The 17,634-nt window shown below is 70.9% G+C and carries 18 protein-coding genes and 1 pseudogene; 10 read left to right on the top strand and 9 right to left on the bottom strand.

The genetic code is table 11. From position 1 onward, the window contains the following. The first annotated feature begins 13 nt into the window (after positions 1–13). The 5 genes from ACIQHQ_RS11335 (at position 14) to ACIQHQ_RS11315 (ending at position 5,592) form a co-directional block, all read left to right on the top strand. On the top strand, positions 14–793 hold the full coding sequence (locus tag ACIQHQ_RS11335) for a winged-helix domain-containing protein (protein WP_402611700.1): 780 nt from the start codon (positions 14–16) through the stop codon (positions 791–793). A 128-nt stretch (positions 794–921) separates the two neighbouring features. Further along, positions 922–1,944 (top strand): substrate-binding domain-containing protein, encoded by a 1,023-nt coding sequence (locus ACIQHQ_RS11330; protein ID WP_390987522.1) that lies wholly within the window; start codon positions 922–924, stop codon positions 1,942–1,944. Between the two features lie 109 nt (positions 1,945–2,053). Then, the gene (locus ACIQHQ_RS11325; protein WP_402611699.1) at positions 2,054–3,052 is read left to right on the top strand and encodes a S1C family serine protease; all 999 of its coding nucleotides are present in this window, start codon (positions 2,054–2,056) and stop codon (positions 3,050–3,052) included. Between the two features lie 333 nt (positions 3,053–3,385). Further along, a complete protein-coding gene (locus ACIQHQ_RS11320) occupies positions 3,386–4,123 on the top strand; it encodes a response regulator transcription factor (protein ID WP_402611697.1) in 738 nt (245 codons plus the stop codon). 8 nt (positions 4,124–4,131) lie between these two features. After that, on the top strand, positions 4,132–5,592 hold the full coding sequence (locus ACIQHQ_RS11315; protein ID WP_402612166.1) for a sensor histidine kinase: 1,461 nt from the start codon (positions 4,132–4,134) through the stop codon (positions 5,590–5,592). Here ACIQHQ_RS11315 and ACIQHQ_RS11310 read toward each other — a convergent pair. Further along, a complete protein-coding gene (locus ACIQHQ_RS11310) occupies positions 5,582–5,779 on the bottom strand; it encodes a DUF397 domain-containing protein (protein WP_402611696.1) in 198 nt (65 codons plus the stop codon). The two genes, ACIQHQ_RS11315 and ACIQHQ_RS11310, sit on opposite strands and share 11 nt — an antisense overlap. After that, positions 5,776–6,588, bottom strand: a complete 813-nt coding sequence (locus ACIQHQ_RS11305; RefSeq protein ID WP_402612165.1) for a helix-turn-helix domain-containing protein — start codon at positions 6,586–6,588, stop codon at positions 5,776–5,778. The genes ACIQHQ_RS11310 and ACIQHQ_RS11305 overlap by 4 nt, the downstream gene beginning before the upstream one ends. 152 nt (positions 6,589–6,740) lie before the next feature. Here ACIQHQ_RS11305 and ACIQHQ_RS11300 point away from each other — a divergent pair, with 152 nt between their 5' ends. From ACIQHQ_RS11300 to ACIQHQ_RS11290, 3 genes are all read left to right on the top strand, one after another. Next, positions 6,741–6,956, top strand: a complete 216-nt coding sequence (locus tag ACIQHQ_RS11300; RefSeq protein WP_402611695.1) for a hypothetical protein — start codon at positions 6,741–6,743, stop codon at positions 6,954–6,956. After that, on the top strand, positions 6,953–7,228 hold the full coding sequence (locus ACIQHQ_RS11295; RefSeq protein ID WP_402611694.1) for a hypothetical protein: 276 nt from the start codon (positions 6,953–6,955) through the stop codon (positions 7,226–7,228). Before ACIQHQ_RS11300 ends, ACIQHQ_RS11295 begins: the two co-directional genes overlap by 4 nt. Positions 7,229–7,383: 155 nt before the next feature. Further along, positions 7,384–9,453 carry a pectinesterase family protein gene (locus ACIQHQ_RS11290; RefSeq protein WP_402611693.1) on the top strand — a complete coding sequence of 690 codons (2,070 nt, stop codon included), beginning with the start codon at positions 7,384–7,386 and terminating at the stop codon, positions 9,451–9,453. Between the two features lie 70 nt (positions 9,454–9,523). Here the strand turns inward: ACIQHQ_RS11290 and ACIQHQ_RS11285 are convergent, their stop codons facing one another. The 3 genes from ACIQHQ_RS11285 to ACIQHQ_RS11275 form a co-directional block, all read right to left on the bottom strand. Next, entirely contained in the window at positions 9,524–10,546 is a 1,023-nt protein-coding gene (locus ACIQHQ_RS11285; RefSeq protein WP_402611692.1) for a glycoside hydrolase family 5 protein, read from the bottom strand. A gap of 133 nt (positions 10,547–10,679) precedes the next feature. Beyond that, positions 10,680–11,891: a DUF2993 domain-containing protein gene (locus ACIQHQ_RS11280; RefSeq protein ID WP_402611691.1), complete on the bottom strand. Its 1,212-nt coding sequence runs from the start codon at positions 11,889–11,891 to the stop codon at positions 10,680–10,682. A gap of 58 nt (positions 11,892–11,949) precedes the next feature. After that, positions 11,950–13,767 (bottom strand): bifunctional metallophosphatase/5'-nucleotidase, encoded by a 1,818-nt coding sequence (locus ACIQHQ_RS11275; protein WP_402611690.1) that lies wholly within the window; start codon positions 13,765–13,767, stop codon positions 11,950–11,952. Positions 13,768–13,912: 145 nt separating this feature from the next. On the opposite strand from ACIQHQ_RS11275, the gene mshD reads away from it, so the two are divergent. Together mshD and ACIQHQ_RS11265 are read left to right on the top strand one after the other, a co-directional pair. Further along, positions 13,913–14,839 carry a mycothiol synthase gene (gene mshD / locus ACIQHQ_RS11270; protein ID WP_402611689.1) on the top strand — a complete coding sequence of 309 codons (927 nt, stop codon included), beginning with the start codon at positions 13,913–13,915 and terminating at the stop codon, positions 14,837–14,839. Continuing rightward, positions 14,836–15,363 carry a GNAT family N-acetyltransferase gene (locus tag ACIQHQ_RS11265; protein WP_402611688.1) on the top strand — a complete coding sequence of 176 codons (528 nt, stop codon included), beginning with the start codon at positions 14,836–14,838 and terminating at the stop codon, positions 15,361–15,363. The genes mshD and ACIQHQ_RS11265 overlap by 4 nt, the downstream gene beginning before the upstream one ends. Here ACIQHQ_RS11265 and ACIQHQ_RS11260 read toward each other — a convergent pair. From ACIQHQ_RS11260 to ACIQHQ_RS11245, 4 genes and pseudogenes are all read right to left on the bottom strand, one after another. Beyond that, the gene (locus ACIQHQ_RS11260) at positions 15,335–16,297 is read right to left on the bottom strand and encodes a LysR family transcriptional regulator (protein WP_402611687.1); all 963 of its coding nucleotides are present in this window, start codon (positions 16,295–16,297) and stop codon (positions 15,335–15,337) included. The genes ACIQHQ_RS11265 and ACIQHQ_RS11260 overlap by 29 nt on opposite strands. A gap of 104 nt (positions 16,298–16,401) precedes the next feature. After that, complete coding sequence (locus tag ACIQHQ_RS11255; protein WP_402611686.1) at positions 16,402–17,043, bottom strand: ABC transporter; 642 nt, start codon at positions 17,041–17,043, stop codon at positions 16,402–16,404. Further along, entirely contained in the window at positions 17,034–17,207 is a 174-nt protein-coding gene (locus ACIQHQ_RS11250; RefSeq protein WP_402611685.1) for a hypothetical protein, read from the bottom strand. The genes ACIQHQ_RS11255 and ACIQHQ_RS11250 overlap by 10 nt, the downstream gene beginning before the upstream one ends. Before the next feature lie 5 nt (positions 17,208–17,212). Next, a pseudogene (locus tag ACIQHQ_RS11245) lies at positions 17,213–17,578 on the bottom strand (RNA polymerase sigma factor); the annotation flags it as partial. Positions 17,579–17,634 lie beyond the last annotated feature (56 nt).

Genomic DNA, 17,634 nt, shown 5'->3' with positions numbered 1-17,634 from the left:
AGGAACCAGACATATGAGTTCTCTGCTGCTCCTGACCAACGCCCTCCAGCCGTCGACGGAGGTGCTCCCCGCCCTCGGCCTGCTCCTGCACAACGTGCGTGTGGCCCCCGCGGAGGGCCCCGCCCTCGTCGACACCCCCGGCGCCGACGTCATCCTCGTCGACGGCCGGCGCGATCTGCCCCAGGTCCGCAGCCTCTGTCAGCTGCTGCGTTCCACCGGGCCGGGCTGCCCGCTCGTCCTCGTCGTCACCGAGGGCGGCCTCGCCGCCGTCACCGCGGACTGGGGCATCGACGACGTCCTGCTCGACACCGCCGGCCCCGCGGAGGTCGAGGCGCGGCTGCGCCTGGCCATGGGACGGCAGCAGATCGTCAGCGACGACTCCCCCATGGAGATCCGCAACGGCGACCTGTCGGTCGACGAGGCGACGTACTCGGCCAAGCTCAAGGGCCGCGTCCTCGACCTCACCTTCAAGGAGTTCGAACTCCTGAAGTACCTCGCGCAGCACCCCGGCCGCGTCTTCACCCGCGCCCAGCTGCTCCAGGAGGTCTGGGGCTACGACTACTTCGGCGGTACGCGCACGGTCGACGTGCACGTGCGGCGGCTGCGCGCCAAGCTCGGCCCCGAGCACGAGTCGCTGATCGGCACCGTCCGGAACGTCGGTTATCGATTCGTTACGCCGGAGAAGGTGGAGCGCGCCACCGAGGAGGCGAAGGCCAAGGCGGCCAAGGCAAAGACGGATAAGGCGGACGAGTCGGCCGCCCTGGACGCCGTCGAGGTCCGCGCCGAGGCGTAGGGAGGCGTATCGCGCCGCCGACCTGGGCATCGCTTCCCGCAGGGGATGCCCCGGACGGCGGTCGGGATATCGTACGGAACCTCCTTTACGCCCTGCCCGGAGCGGGTATATCCGCGTAGACTCCGCGCGTGGCCAAGGTGACTCGGGATGATGTGGCGCGGCTGGCAGGGACTTCCACTGCCGTGGTCAGCTATGTCATCAACAACGGACCCCGGCCGGTCGCCCCGGCCACGCGCGAGCGTGTCCTCGCCGCGATCAAGGAACTGGGGTACCGGCCCGACCGGGTGGCCCAGGCGATGGCGTCCCGGCGCACGGACCTCATAGGCCTGATCATCCCGGACGCCCGCCAGCCCTTCTTCGGGGAGATGGCGCACGCGGTCGAACAGGCCGCCTCCGAGCGCGGGAAGATGGTCCTCGTCGGCAACACGGACTACGTGGGCGAGCGCGAGGTCCACTACCTGCGGGCCTTCCTGGGGATGCGCGTCTCCGGACTGATCCTCGTCAGCCACGCGCTCAACGACCTGGCCGCCGCCGAGATCGAGGCCTGGGACGCCCGGGTCGTGCTGCTGCACGAACGGCCCGAGGCCATCGACGACGTCGCCGTCACCACGGACGACCTGGGCGGTGCCGAGCTCGCCGTCCGGCACCTGCTGGAGCACGGCTACGAGTACGTCGCCTGTATGGGCGGCATAGCCGAGACCCCGGCGGTCGGCGACCCGGTCTCCGACCACGTCGAGGGCTGGCGCCGCGCGATGGACGACGCCGGGATCTCCACGGAGGGCCGCCTCTTCGAGGCCCTCTACAACCGCTACGACGCCTACCAGGCCGCCCTGAAGATCCTCTCGGGCCCCGAGCGGCCACCGGCGATCTTCTGCTCCACCGACGACCAGGCGATCGGCCTGCTGCGCGCGGCGCGCGAGCTGCGCATCGACGTCCCCGGCGAGCTGGCGGTGGCCGGCTTCGACGACATCAAGGAGGCGGCGCTCACCGACCCGCCCCTGACGACGATCGCGTCCGACCGTTCGGCGATGGCCCGGGCCGCGGTGGACCTCGTCCTCGACGACGGGCTGCGGGTCGCGGGGGCCCGGCGGGAGCGGCTGAAGGTGTTCCCCTCACGGCTGGTGACCCGGCAGTCCTGCGGCTGCGCATAGCCTCCCGCGGTTGAGCCCCGGGCCTCTTTATATCGGGCATACGAGGTTCTGTCGGGCTTCTCAGGGAGCACTCAGGAAGCTCTCATGGTCGGGCGACAAGCTCGATGCCATGACCGAGAGCTTCCACCGCAGTGGCGAGTACGAGAACCCTTACGAGGGTCAGCAGCAGGCCCCGGTGAACCCCGAGTGGCCGCCCCCGCCGGCGTACGCCCCGGCCCATGCTCCGCATCCGAGGAAGCGCGGCCGTGGCCCCCTCGCGCTGATCGCCGCCGTGGCGATCGTGGCGGCGGCGATAGGCGGCGGCACCGCCTACGGCATCCAGGAACTGACCGGCAACGACACCGTCGCCTCCAGCTCCACCAGCACCACCGTGGTCCCGTCCAGCCAGAAGGGCACGGTCGCCGGGGTCGCGAAGGCGGTCAGCCCGAGCATCGTCGAGATCAGCGCCGACTCCAACGCCGGGTCCTCCACCGGCTCCGGCGTGATCATCACGAGCGGCGGCGAGATCGTCACCAACAACCACGTCGTCGCCGGCGCCTCGCAGATCAAGGCGACGACCAGCGACGGCAAGTCCTACACCGCGAAGATCGTCGGCACCGACAGCAAGAAGGACCTGGCGCTGATCAAGCTGGAGAACGCCTCCGGCCTGAAGGCCGCCACGCTCGGCGACTCCGCCGGGCTCCAGGTCGGCGACCAGGTCGTGGCGATCGGCTCCCCCGAAGGGCTCTCCGGCACCGTCACCAGCGGCATCATCTCGGCCCTCGCCCGTGACGTCACCGTCCCGACCGAGGAGGGCCAAGGCCAGCAGTCCCCGCAGGGCGACGGGTGGCCGTTCGAGTTCGGCGGACGCCAGTTCAACGGTGACACCGGGTCCAGCACGACGACGTACAAGGCGCTCCAGACCGACGCGTCGCTCAACCCGGGCAACTCCGGCGGGGCGTTGATCGACATGAACGGCAACATCATCGGGATCAACTCCGCGATGTACTCGCCCACGAGCCAGGCCTCCTCGTCCTCCGACGCGGGCAGTGTCGGCCTGGGGTTCGCCATCCCGATCAACACCGTCAAGGCCGACCTCGCGAAGCTGCGGGCGGGTGCGACCGACTGAAGTCCACGGAGCGAGTTCCACCGACCGAGTTCCCTCGGTTGAGTTCCAGCAGGCGAGGAGTACGGCGATGATCCGGCAGATCGCACACGCGGAGCCGGGCGGGGGCCCGGCGGGGATCGGGGCGGCCCCGGCGGCGGCGCAGGGACCGCACGCACCGGCGGGCCGGGCGCCGGAGGTGGCGTCGACGGCGGCCCGTAGGGCGAGGCGGTCCGCGAAGGCCCGGCGCAGGGCGTCGCGGGGCTGACGCTCCTCCCGGCGCCGCCCGCCGACGTGCGACGCTGAGAGCGCCACAGCAGCACCCCCGTCCCCCTTCACCCCCGAGGACCCCGAGCCATGAGCCCCGCAGACGGCGACCGTGACCCGCAGCGCATCCTGATCGTCGACGACGAGCCGGCCGTACGCGAAGCGCTCCAGCGCAGTCTCGCGTTCGAGGGGTACGGGACCGAGGTCGCCGTCGACGGCGCGGACGCGCTGGACAAGGCGTCGGTCTACCGGCCCGATCTGGTCGTCCTCGACATCCAGATGCCGCGCATGGACGGCCTGACGGCGGCCCGCCGCATCCGCGCCACCGGCGACACCACACCGATCCTGATGCTCACCGCCCGTGACACGGTCGGCGACCGTGTCACCGGCCTCGACGCGGGCGCCGACGACTACCTGGTCAAGCCCTTCGAGCTCGACGAACTCTTCGCCCGCATCCGCGCGCTGCTGCGCCGCAGCTCCTACGCGGCGGCCGTGGGCGCGGCCGGCCCGGCCGACGAGGACGCGCTCACCTTCGCCGACCTGCGCATGGACCTGTCCACGCGCGAGGTCACGCGGGGCGGACGCCAGGTGGAGCTGACCCGCACGGAGTTCACGCTCCTGGAGATGTTCATGGCGCACCCGCGCCAGGTCCTCACCCGGGAGCAGATCCTCAAGGCCGTCTGGGGCTTCGACTTCGAACCGTCGTCGAACTCCCTGGACGTGTACGTGATGTACCTGCGGCGCAAGACCGAGGCGGGCGGCGAGCCGCGCCTCGTCCACACGGTGCGGGGTGTGGGTTATGTACTGCGGCAGGGCGGCGCGGAGTGAGTTCCCCGATGGTCGTACGGCGGTTCCGCTCCCTGCCGATCCGCTCCCGACTGGCGTTGCTGGTGGCGGCGGCAGTGGCGTTCGCGGTGGCGGCGGTGTCGGTGACCTGCTGGTTCCTCGTGCAGGGGAAGTTGTACGACGAGATCGACAACGACCTGAAGTCGTCGGTCGCACCCTTGCGTCCGGGTGAGTTCCAGGCGCTCACCCACGAGTGCCTTCAGACGCCTTCCGACTCGCTGGGCATAGGCTCACGGCCCAAGACCTACGGGCAACTGGTCCGCGTCGACGGCAAGCTGTGTCTCTTCCCGAGCTCCACGACCCAGGTGCGCGTCACCGGCGACGACAAGGCCGTGGCCAGGAACCCCGACCCGAACGAGGGCCGCATCCGCGACGGCACGGACGACCACGGAAACAAGCTGCGCGTCCTGACGACGGCGGTCGTCATCAAGGACGAGGACCTGCCCCCGGGCGTCGCCGCCGACTACTCCCTCGTCATCGCCCTGCCGCTCAAGGGAACGCAGTCCACGCTCAACGAACTGGCGCTGATCCTCCTGCTGGTCTCCGGCGTGGGAGTGCTCGGCGCCGGAGCGGCCGGCCTCGCGGTCGCCCGGGCCGGGCTGCGCCCCGTCGACAAGCTGACGGACGCCGTCGAGCACGTGGCCCGCACGGAGGACCTGAACATCCGCATCCCCGTGGAGGACGACAGCGAGGACGAGATCGCCCGGCTGTCCCACTCCTTCAACGCCATGACCTCGGCCCTGGCCAGCTCGCGCGACCTCCAGCAGCAACTGATCGCAGACGCGGGGCACGAACTGCGCACGCCGCTCACCTCCCTGCGTACCAACATCGAACTCCTCACCCGCAGCGAGGAAACGGGCCGCCCCATCCCCGAGGCGGACCGCAAGGCGCTGCTCGCGTCGGTGAAGGCCCAGATGACGGAGCTGGCCGCGCTCATCGGCGACCTCCAGGAGCTGTCCCGCCCCGACACCGGCCAGCACTCCGGCCGGACCCAGATCGTCGCCTGGCAGGACACGGTCGAGTCGGCGCTGCGGCGGGCCCGGCTGCGGGGGCCGGAGCTGACGATCACGGCGGACATCGAGCCCTGGTTCGTCCGAGCGGAACCCTCCTCCCTGGAGCGGGCGGTGGTCAACGTCCTGGACAACGCGGTGAAGTTCAGCCCCGAGGGCGGCACGATCGAGGTCCGCCTGTCCGAGGGTGTCCTCACCGTGCGCGACCACGGCCCGGGCATCCCCGCCGACGAACTCCCCCACGTCTTCGACCGTTTCTGGCGCTCACCGAGTGCGCGGGCGCTGCCGGGGTCGGGCCTGGGCCTGTCCATCGTGGCACGCACGGTGCAGCAGGCGGGGGGCGAGGTGTCCCTGTCCCACGCCGAGGGCGGCGGCACGGTGGCGACGGTACGGCTGCCGGGGGCGGCGGTGCCACCGCCGGAGGATCCTCCTACTTCTTGACGTAGGCGAGGAACGACGCCCAGGGGCTCGCGCCGAACACGAGTATCGGACCGTCGGGCCGCTTGCTGTCGCGGACCGGAGCTGTTCCGGGGCAGTTGGCGGCGATCTCGAGGCAGTTCGAGGCTCCGCCGTCGCTGTAGGACGACTTGCGCCACACGACGGTGGTGAGGTCCGGGGTTCGGTTCATGGTCTGCACTCCTCCAAGAGGCACTTGAGAAACGCTGTCGACTCCGCCGGGCTCAGCGCCGCATCCCTGACGAGATCGTAGGACAGGCGATAGGCAAGCACCTTGTCCGGATCCTGGATCAGCTCGCCGAAACCGTTGCCCTCCACGTAGGCGACGGGGTCACCGGCGCGCTGCCACAGCAGGATGAGGTCACTGTTCATAAGGTCGTGCACACCGGCCATGTAGGGCAGCACCTGAATTGCGACATTCGGCATCTCCGCCGCATCCACCAGGTGCGAGAGCTGGTCGGTCCACACCTTCGCGTCGGGAACGGGCCGCCGCACCGCCCCTTCATCCAGGATCACGCGCACGCTCGGCGCCGACGCGCGGTGGAGCAACTCCTGTCGCCCCATCCGCGCAGCCACCTGCTCCTCGACTTCCTCGCTGTTGCCTGCCGTTGTCTGGGCGCCAGACAACCCTGACAACACCGCTCGGGCGTAGTCCTCGGTCTGCAGGAGGCCCGGCACGCGCAACTGGAACATCCACATGACCTGCGCCGTCGCCTCAAGGTCCATGAAGCCCTTGTACTTGTCCTTGATGACCTCCCTGCGCGCCTCCCGCCATTCACGAACCAGCAGGTCACCGCACCCGTAATAGCTGTCCAGGTCCTCCATGACCGCCAGCTTGGACAGCCGCTCGCCTGACTCCAGGCGGCTCAAGTAGCTCTTGTCGTAGCCGGTGTCCTCGGCCAACTGCCCCAGTGACTTGCCCGCTTGCTCCCGAAGAAACCTCAGCGTCCGACCCAGGACGGCCCGGCCCCCGTCAACCATTTCCCCCACGTCACCCCTCACCGTTGTCTGAGCCCCCAGGCAACGCCTGGCCCCTTCCGCAGCGTAGGGGCATGCGGTGACGATGAGGGCACGAACGGTGATCACCGCTCGTCACACCCTGCCTTCCCCCTGCCCTGAGAAGGGACGCTTCCGTGCGCCTGCGTATCGCCGAACTCTGCGAGTCGCTCCTGCTCGCCCTCGTACGGCTCCTGCTGCCCGCCCGGGGGCGGCATCGGGCCACCGCGCCTCCCCCACCGCGACCCATGCCCCCACCGGTGCGCCGCCCCCGGCCTCTCCCCGCGGAACCCCTGGAAATGGACACCCCCCTCGTCCGGCCGTACCTGCACGCCCTGGAGGTCTACGCATGAGGCTGCTCCCCTGGGCCGGCCCCGGCGGCAAGCCCTGCTACCTCAGTACCGACAACCCCGACAGCCTGCTCTCGCGGCTCGCCGACGACATCGAGGCCGCGCAACTCGCCTCCGCTGGACAGGTCCTGGCCGGCGCCGAGGCCGTGCTCCGCGACACCGAGGCCGGGGAACGCGCCGTGCGTTTCGCGTTGGTCAGGACCTTGGAGTCGCTGGGAGACGTGCTGCGTGTCGCGGTCAGCCGGGGCGAGCGCATCCCGGGGCAGGACGCGTGACGGGTCAGTGGAAGCCGAGCATCCCGGGGGAGTCGATGTCCACCGTGACGACTCCCGGCGGATACGCGTCACACGATCGTGGCTGACCCGGCAACCTTTCCGCAGGGAGCGGCGACTCATCAGCGGTCATTCCCCCACACGGAACGGATCGCCGTATGAGTGAGCCGCGCAGCAAGGCCCAGCACCGTCGCCGCAGAAGCCGTACCGCCCTGGCGGTCGGGGTCCCCCTGGCCCTGACCGCCGCCGGTACCCTCGCCTACGGCACCGATCTCGGCGTCCTCGGCTCCACCGCCCGGCAGGCCTCCGCCGCCACCGCCGCGCCCGCCTGGGCCGCCGACACCGCCGACGGGTTCGCCTCCGTCAACTCCCTCGGGCAGAACGGGACGTACGGCGGCCGGGGCGGGAAAACCGTCACCGTCAAGACCCTCGCGGACCTGGAGAAGTACGCGACCGCCGCCGAGCCCTACGTCATCGTGGTCGCCGGGACCATCACGATGAACCCGGTCGGCAAAGAGATCAAGGTCCGGTCCGACAAGACCATCGTGGGGCAGGGGACCTCGGGGCACATCGTCGGAGGCGGGTTCTTCCTCGGCCAGGGCGTGCACAACGTGATCATCCGGAACCTGACCATCCGGGACGCGTACCAGGGCATCTGGAACGACAAGGACCACGACTTCGACGCGATCCAGATGGACGGCGCCCATCATGTCTGGATCGACCACAACGATCTGCGGCACATGGCCGACGGGCTCATCGACGTCCGCAAGGACAGTACGAACGTCACCGTGTCCTGGAACAAGCTCAGCGACAACAACAAGACCTTCGGCATCGGCTGGACCGAGAACGTCAAGACCGACATCACGATCCACCACAACTGGATCCGCGAGACCGAGCAGCGCAACCCCTCCACGGACAACGCCGCCCACGCGCACCTCTACAACAACTTCCTGGAGGACGCCCCGGGCACCGGCATCAAGTCGTCGTACGGGAACTACTCGCGCGGCGGCACGAAGATGGTGCTCGAGAACTCCCTCTTCCAGGGCGTCAACAACCCCGTCATCAAGGACGGCGGCGCCGCGATCGTGCAGCGCGGCAACGTCTTCTCCGGCACCAGCGGGCGCAACGAGTCCGGCGGGAGCGCCTTCGACCCGAAGACGTACTACTCCTACACCCTCGACAAGGCCGAAGCCCTTCCCGCGCTCCTGAAGTCCCAGGCGGGACCGCGCACGTCCATCGGCGCATCCGCCGCCTCCACCAAGGCCGCGGCGGCCACGACCCTCACCGTCGCCCAGGACGGCAGCGGCCAGTACCGCACCGTGCAGGCCGCCGTGAACGCCGTGCCGGCGAACAACCCGTCGCGTGTGGTGATCGCCGTGAAGCCGGGGACGTACCGGGAACTGGTGAAGGTGCCCTCCAACAAGCCGCACGTCACCATCCAGGGCACCGGCGGGAGCCGTAAGGACACGACGATCGTCTACAGCAACGCCTCCGGCACGCCGAAGCCCGGCGGCGGCACGTACGGCACGGGCGGCAGCGCCACCGTCGCCGTCGAGGCGGACGACTTCCAGGCCCGCAACCTGACCATCTCCAACGACTTCGACGAGAAGGCCAACCAGGGCATCAAGGACCAGCAGGCCGTCGCGCTGCGCACCGCCGCCGACAAGGTGTTCCTGGACGGGATCATCGTCAGCGGCGACCAGGACACCCTGCTGCTCGACACCGCGTCGAAGGACCGGCTGGGCCGGGTGTACGCCGCCAACTCCTACGTCATCGGCAACGTCGACTTCATCTTCGGCCGGGCCACGGCCGTCGTCGACAAGTCCGTCATCACGCTGAAGAAGCGCTGGAACGGCACCTCGGCCGGGTACATCACCGCGCCGAGCACCGCCGCGAACCGCAAGGGCATCCTGATCGCCAACTCCACGGTGAACGGCGATGTCTCGGCCGGGACCTTCTACCTCGGCCGACCCTGGCACGCGGGCGGGGACGCCACCCTCGACCCGCAGACCACCGTCCGCAACACCAACCTCAGCGCCGCGATCAAGTCCACGCCGTGGACCGACATGAGCGGCTTCTCGTGGAAGGACGACCGGTTCGCCGAGTACGGCAACTACGGCCCCGGTGCGGGTCCGGCGAGCACCAACCGTCCTCATCTGACCGCCGCGCAGGCCGCGAACCAGGAGGTCGCGGACTGGCTCGCGGGCTGGACGCCTTCGGCGTCCTGAACGGCTCCCTTCCGGGTCCGGCTGACGAGCGGCGCCGGACCCGGAAGGGCCACCATCAATCCGGTAGGGGTTACTGCTTCCAGGCGTAGTGCAGCCGGTCCAGGCCGCTCTGGTTGTTCACCGACAGGCTGAGTTTCGTGCCCGTGCCCTGGAGTGTGGTGAGGGAGTAGGTGTCACCGCTGCGCAGGCCGGGCCAGTAGACCGAGCCCAGGCCCAGCTCCCGGATGGTCTCGGTCGCGGCCTGGATGTAGGCGACCTCGTTGGAAGTGCCCACCGGGCCGTTGTAGTCCAGGCCGGTGGTCATGGAGGCGCCGAACTCGTCGAGGATCGTGCGCGAGGCGCAGTCGCCGATGCGGCTCTTGAAGTCCTGCTTCCACTGCTCGACGCTGGTCCAGTCGGTGTGCCAGAAGCCGTAGTTGTGCAGGGCCAGGCGCGTGCCCTTCAGCCGCGGGTCGGCGCAGACCGGCTTGACGTCCTCGCTGTACTTGTAGCCGCCGATCAGGATCCGGTCGCGGGGGACGTCACCGTGGGTCCTCACCCACTTCGCGGCGATGTCGGTCCACTCCTGGGCGGTGTAGCCGAACGGCTCGTTCATCGGCTCGAAGTACACCTTGGGGTTGCGGGCGTAGGCGGCGGTGATCCGCGCCCACATCCGGTTCCAGGAGGCCTGGTCGTCGATCTTGCCGTCCTTGGCGTTGTCGGCCTCCCAGTAGCCCAGGATGACCTTGAAGCCCTTGGCGGTGGCGGCGTCGATCGCGCCCCGGTACGACTTCCAGAACGGGCCGTTCACGGAGGTCGGATTGACCGGCAGGCGGACGGTGTTGGCACCCAGCTTGGAGAACCCGCCGATGATCGCCTTGGACTTGGCGTAGGTGGTGGCGTAGCCGTCGGAGGTGGACAGGCCCGAGGGCACGACCGCGTCATGGGCGTAGTTGTCGCGCGGGTCGGCCCAGTTGACGCCCTTGAAGTCGCTGACGGGCGGCGGGGTGGCGGGGGATGCGGCCGCGGGGGAGGCCAGGGCCCCGCCGAATGCCGTGGCGCAGGCGAGCAGCGCCCCCAGTCCGGCTGTCCCCCGGTGAGTCTTTCGTGACACGACGTCCCCTTCTGCGCAGTACGTTCGAGCGAACCTCGCGTACAGATCGGCGGCTCGTTGGCTCCCGCAAACTAGAAGAGAACTCGAACAGGGGTCAACACATCTGCACACCAAATTTCATCAAGAACCCAGGCTAGGAGCCCACGTTCAGCCCCGATCCCGACACCCGCACCCGGATGCCGTCCTCCTGGACCCGCACGTCCCGCAGCCGCACGTTCCCCTGCTCCGGCTCGGGCAGTTCGAACGCCAGGGACAGCCGGTCGGCCAGCACCGGGCGGGTCAAACCCGCCAGGGAGTCGATCAGTTCGGGGTCGAGGCCCAGCCGGCGCATGACGCCGGGGTTGTCCAGGGCCAGGTCGATGAGGTTGAGGCGGGCGGCCTGGCGGGCGAAGCGCGGGGAGCCGGACAGCTCGGCGAGCTTGCCGTCGTCGGCCAGCGCCTCGCGCACAGTCGCCTCGGGCACGCCCATCCGCCGCACGATGGCCGGGACCGACAGCAGCGCCTTGGCCTTGCGGGTCTCGCGGGCGAGGTCGGCGCTGCCCTTGGGCGTCAGGTGCAGGCCCTGCGAGGCGCGGGTGCCGGGGCGGTAGGTGGCCAGGTCGCCGATGTCCAGGCGCATCTTGCCGATCTCGGTGGTGATGCCCCGCTCGCCCTGCCGCCGGATCCGGGCTTCGGCCCGCAGCCGCAGGTCGTGCCCGGCGACGGGCAGGGTGCCGTCCGCCCGGACGCGGTCCCGGCCCTCGCCGGTGAACGTCACCTGGGAGGCGCCGAGTTCACGGTTGAGGTCGGCGAAGGTCAGCTGGACCTCCCCGTCGAAGCGGGGGACGTGGGCGCCACGCACGGAGGTGAGACCCTCGGCGTTCAGCCGTACGTCGTGGGCCGTGGCCGACACCTTCGCCAGGGAGACCCGGTCGGCGGCGACGTCCGGGACGGTCACCTTCACCGACTCCAGGCGCTTGTCGGCGAGCTGGGTGAGGAAGGGGAAGCCGCCGATCTCCACCTCGGGCGCCGCGGCCAGGTCGAGTCGGGCCTCGAGGGTGTCCGCGGCGCGGTGCTCGGCGTACAGCACGGCCCAGCGGTCGCCGAGGGCGGCGAAGGAGGCGAGGACGGTCAGGCCGACCACCGCCTTCACCGCGAGCGGCAAGCCAGCGAAACGATTCTTCCTGCGCCGCCTGCCGCCGCGGCGGTGGTCCGGCGGAGTCCAGGCATCCTCGGCGCCCGCATCCGGTTCCTTCGCGAGGAACTCCTCCGGAGGGGTCTCCTCCACAGGCCCGTCATCGAGGGCGGCGAGCTCCTCGTACGGGTTCGGACGGGGATGCGCAGCTACGTGGTGGGGGGTACGCATCGATCCATCCGATCATGCGTACCTCCCCCACCCGCAACTCGAACCCCTGGTATGCGACTTACTTCACGATCGTGATGCGGTCCGCCTTCGGCGGCGCGATCGGGTTCGACGCCGAGGAGTTGGCCGCCAGGTACTGCTCCAGGGCCGTCAGGTCGTCGGCGCCGACGACATCGTTCGTGCCCTGGCCGAGGGTCGGGAAGCCGTCACCGCCGCCCGCGAGGAAGCTGTTCGTCGCGACGCGGTAGGTGGCCGCCGGGTCGATGGCCGCGCCGTTCAGCTTGACCGAGTCCGTGACCACACGGTCGGCGCCGGACTTCGTGAGGTCCAGCGTGTAGGTGAGGCCGGACGACACCTGGAGGACCTTCGGCGCCGCCGCGTTCGGGCCGGTCGCCTGCTCCTTGAGCACCTGAATGAGCTGGGCGCCCGTGAAGTCCTGGAGGTTCACGGTGTTGGCGAACGGCTGGACCGTGAAGCCCTCGGCGTAGGTGACGACGCCGTCGCCCTCACCGGCCTTGGCCGCGTAGGTCAGCGGCGCGCGGATACCGCCCGGGTTCATCAGCGCCAGGTCGGTCTCCGGGTCGAGCTGCTTGCCGTGGGCGAGCTGCGCGTCGGCGATGAGGTCGCCGAGCGGGGACTCGGTACCGGTGTTGCCGATGTCGCCGGAGATGTAGCCGATCGGCCTGTTGCCGATGGGCGCGGCCAGCGTGTTCCACTTGCTGATCAGCTCGGTCATGTCGGGCGCCTTGGGGACGTCCCGGGTGACCACGCGGTTCGCGGACTTCACCGCCGTACGGGCGATGTCGCCGGTCCTGCGGTCGTACGTCAGCGTGGTGTCCGTGTAGAGACGGCCGAAGGACGCGGCCGAGGTGACCATGCGGGGCTTGCCCGCCGGGTCGTTGATCGTGCACACGTACGGGGCGTGGGTGTGGCCGGTGACCAGCGCGTCCACCTGCGGGGTGATGTTCTTGGCGATGTCGACGATCGGTCCGGAGACGCCGTCGCCCGCGCCCGGGGAGTCACAGTCGTAGTTGTACGACGTCGACGCCGGGAAGCCGCCCTCGTGGATGAGGGCGACGATCGACTTCACGCCCTGCTTCTGGAGCACCTTGGCGTACTTGTCGATCGTCTCGACCTCGTCCTTGAAGGACAGGCCCTTGACGCCCTCGGCGGAGACGATGTCCGGGGTGCCCTCCAGGGTCACGCCGATGAAGCCGACCTTGACGCCGTTCTTCTTCCACACCCAGTAGGGCTTGAGGATCGGCTTCTTCGTCTTCTCGTCGAGGACGTTGGCCGCGAGGTAGGGGAAGTCGGCGCCCGTGAACTCCTCGTCCGTGTAGCAGCCGTCCTTCGGGTGGCAGCCGCCGTTCTGCAGACGGGCCAGCTCCCTGGCGCCCTCGTCGAACTCGTGGTTGCCGACCGAGGTGACGTCGAGGTCGAGCTTGTTCAGCGCCTCGATGGTCGGCTCGTCGTGGAAGAGGCCGGAGATCAGCGGGGAGGCGCCGACCATGTCACCGCCGGCGGCCGTGATGGAGTACTTCTCGCCCGTGCGGGCCTGCCGCAGATGCGTGGCGAGGTACTCGACACCACCCGCGTCGATGGTCTTCGTCGTGCCGTCGTGCTGGTGCTCGGTGACCCGGCCGGAGGAACCGGCGGGCGGCTCCAGGTTGCCGTGCAGGTCGTTGAAGGACAGCAGCTGCACGTCCTGGTAGCGGCCGGGCCCGTACCCGCCCTCGCGGCGGTCCTCCCCGGCGGTCGCCGAACCCGGCAACGCCGCGGCGGCCAGTGCGCCGACGGTGACCACACCGGCGGCGAGAGCGACGAAACGGTTCGTACGGCGTCTCCGGCGCTCCGGATGCGCCGGTGAAGTGGCTGGCATACGCCCCCCTGAGGGTCTGCTGGGACAGTGATGTCGTCCGGCGCAGCCTAGAGTCAACGCGCGTAGCGCGACAGGTGTTTCGTGGTTACGACCTGGTTGCTTCTTTGCCGCCGTTTTGCCGGTGGTGCCCCGTACCCTCGTACGCATGACCAGCGACGACACCGTATGGCCCGGACGCCCCCGCTCGATCGAGACCCTTGCCGCGCTCTCCGCGGAGCAGACCGAGGCCGTGCTCGGACTGCTCGACGAGGCGGCCCGGACCGACGGGCAGCAGGCGGTGTCCGAACAGGGCCGGTTGCAGTTGCGGGGCGGCGAGCGGGAGGGCGTGTCCCATCTGCTGCTCACCGCCGGTGGGGAACTTGTCGGTTATGCCCAGCTGGAGGACACCGACCCGGTGGAGCCGCCGGCCGCCGAGCTGGTGGTGCACCCCGGGCATCGCGGACACGGGCACGGACGGGCGCTCGGGTCCGCGCTGCTTGCCGCGTCCGGCAAGCGGCTGCGGGTGTGGGCGCACGGCGGGCACTCCGCCGCCCGGCACCTCGCGCAGGTCCTCGGCCTGAGCCTCTTCCGTGAACTGCGTCAGATGCGGCGGCCGTTGACCGGCTTCGACGCGCCCGACCCGGTGCTCCCCGAGGGCGTCACCGTGCGCACCTTCGTCCCCGGGCAGGACGACGCGGCCTGGCTCGCGGTGAACGCCGCCGCCTTCGCCCACCACCCCGAGCAGGGCTCCCTCACCCAGCGCGACCTCGACGACCGCAAGGCCGAGCCGTGGTTCGACCCGGCCGGGTTCTTCCTCGCCTTCCGGGGCGACGAACTGGTCGGCTTCCACTGGACCAAGGTGCACACCGAGGAGGGCCTGGGCGAGGTCTACGTCCTCGGCGTCGGCCCCGGCGCGCAGGGCGGCGGACTCGGCAAGTCCCTCACCACGATCGGGCTGCGGCATCTGGCGGGGCAGGGGCTGCCGACGGCGATGCTGTACGTCGACGCCGACAACAAGGCGGCGGTGTCGGTGTACGAGCGGCTGGGGTTCGTCACCCACGAAGTGGACCTGATGTACCGGACGGAGACGTGAGCTCACCTCCGGTACCGGGCCTGTGTGTCCGCCCGGCCGCCGCATCCGACCTCGCCGCCCTGGTCGGGCTCCGCGACGACGCGGCCCGCTGGATGCTGGCCCGCGGCATCACCGGGCAGTGGCGTCCCGGCGAGTTGGACGAGGACCACTTCCGCCGGGTCATGGCCGACGGCGAGGTCTGGCTGGGGGAGTCCGGCGGGCGTCTCGCGGGTGCCTGGGAGGTGTGGTGGCAGGACGAGGACGCCTGGGGCGCGCAGCCACCGGTGGCCGGATACGTGCACCGGCTGATGGTGGACCGGACCGCCGCGGCGCCCGGGACGGGGCGGCTGCTGCTCGGCGCCGCGGAACGCCGGGTGGCCGCGGCGGGGCGCACGGCGGTGCGCCTGGACTGCCTGGCGACGAACGCCCCGCTCAACGCGTACTACCGCGCGGCCGGTTACCGAGTGGTGGGACGCAAGGAGGGCAAACCGCAGCCGGGCGGGGCGCCGAAGTCCTTCACGCTGATGGAGAAGCGGCTCGGTTAGGCGGGCGTCGCGCCCACGCCGGACGCCAGGTCTCTCCCTCGGGTGGCAGCGGACGGGTCGCCGTCAGGTAGTCACGCAGAGCACTCAGGCCGGGATGCGGGTTGTCCGCGCGCCAGAGCAGGCAGTGCGGGTAGACGGGGACCGGGTCCCGCAGCGGGACGAGCCGCAGGTCGTGGGCGACCGGCCAGACGTGCGGGGTCCGTTCGCTGAGGATGGTCGCCACGGTCGGGGAGCCGGCGATCGTGTCGAGGAGCGCCTCCAGGCCGAAGTTGGGTCCGATGGTGTCGACGGCCGGTCCGAAGGCCGCGGCGAATTCCTCGTAGTAGGCGTGCCACTCGGTCCCGGGCACGTTGCCCGGCATCCAGATCCGGTGCCCGGCCAGCTGCGCGGGTGTCACCCAGTCGGCCCGGGCGAACGCGTGGCCGGAGCCGACGCACAGCTGGAGCGGCTCGTCGAGGACCGGGGTGGCCGTGATGCCGTCGGGGAGCCGCTGCCCGGGCATGGTGACGGCGCGGAAGGTGGCGTCGACGGCCCCGTCCCGCACGGCGGTCACGGCCGTCTCCACGTCGAACAGCGTGACGACGTCCAAGGCGATGTCGGGGTGCGCCCGGTGGAAGTGCTGCACCAGCCCGCCGGTGGCGGCCCGGCGTCCCACGACGTCCACCCTCAGCACCCGGTCCCCGGGACGCACGGCGGCCATCGCCCGCTCCTCCGCCTGGAGCACGACCCGGGCGTGCGGCAGCAGGGCCTGCCCGTCGATGGTGAGCTCCGCCCCCCGCGGCGTACGGACCAGCAGCCGCACCCCGAGGTCCTTCTCCAGCGCGGCGATCCGCTTGGACACGGCCTGCTGGGTGAGGGCGAGGTCCACGGCGGCCTTCTGGAACTGCCCGGAGTCGGCGATGGCGACGAAGGCGCGTACGGCTTTGAGGTCCACAGGGCGCAGCCTAGTGGCACAACGGGTGGTTGTCGGAGGGCCGAGAGAATCCGAACTTACGGCACCGTTCCGCTGTTCTGTACAACTACTCGGCGTACGACGCGCTACCGGAGAACCAGCCGTCCCGGGAGCCGCCGTCGCAGAGGCTCCAGCGCGCAGAGCACGCCCAGCAGTACCACCGCCGTCAGCACCACCGCCCACCGGTCGTGCGCCGCCGCCCACCGCTCGTCGTGCACCGGCACGAACAGGGGCCAGCGGCCGGGCCAGAACAGCATGGCCAGGACGGCTGTGGTCAGCAGCCCGCCCGCCACCGGCAGTCCGGGCCGGGCGGCCTCGCTGAAGCGCACCGCGGCCGCCGCGCCGGTCACGGCCAGGGCGAAGGCGGCCCCGGCCTCCAGCGTCATGGCGCCGGCCGGGGGCCGCACGCCCGGCGGCACGAGCAGCAGCGCCACCGTCCACCAGGCCGCCGCGGCCGGGACGGCCAGGGCGACGCACAGGGCGATACGGACCGGGCGCGGAGTCGGCACGGCGGCCGTGGTGTGCCGGGCCGGGTCGTCCAGGAGGAAGGCCAGGCCCACCGCGAAGGCGAGGATCGCGGCCCGCAGCAAGTACAGGGAGAACCGCTCCGCCGTCTCGCCGGTCCGGGTCAGCGCGGCGAGCAGCAGTCCCGTCGCCCCGGCCGCACCCACCGCTCCCCACGGCACCGTCCGGTGGACGCCGAGCACCAGCTGCCGGTTCACAGGCACTTGTCCTCCCCCTCGGGCGCGGGCAGGCCCAGCAGCTCGGCGGCGCGGGCCGCGGTGATCTTCGGCGCGGTCAGTTCGTCCCACCGGTCCTTGACCCGTGCGCCGGCCTCACGGCGGGGCAGGTCGAGCAGCGCGCGCAGCACCTCGGTCTGGGCCTCGGTCATGTACAGAGCCGGACCAGGGCGCCGGCGAGGTCCCCGTGCTCCACCCCCGCGAGCACGCGTTCCTCCGCCGACGCCTCGTCCCGGTGCCGCAACCGCGCCAGGGCCTGCCGCAGCCGCCCCCGCGCCCCGTCGCCCCGCAGCGCGTCCACCAGCCGCCGCGACCCGATGCGCCACAACCACCCGGCCGCGTCCGCGGAACCCGCCTCCTCCCGGTAGCGGGCGGCGCCCCGCCACACCGCGAGGAAGGTCTCCTGGACGACGTCGTCGACGACGCCGAGGTCGGCGCACCGCCCCCGCAACCGGGCCCGGAGCCACGGCGCGTAGCGCCGGTACAGCTCCTCGAAGGCGCGCCGGTCGGCGTCCGCGGCCATGGCCCGCAGCAGCTCCCCGTCGCTTCTCGTTCTGGCCCCTCCAGCTCGGGGAGACC

Origin of the sequence: Streptomyces sp. NPDC092370, assembly GCF_044755265.1 — a bacterium.
Taxonomy (GTDB): Bacteria; Actinomycetota; Actinomycetes; order Streptomycetales; family Streptomycetaceae; genus Streptomyces.
This window is presented reverse-complemented; position numbering and strand designations above follow the sequence as displayed.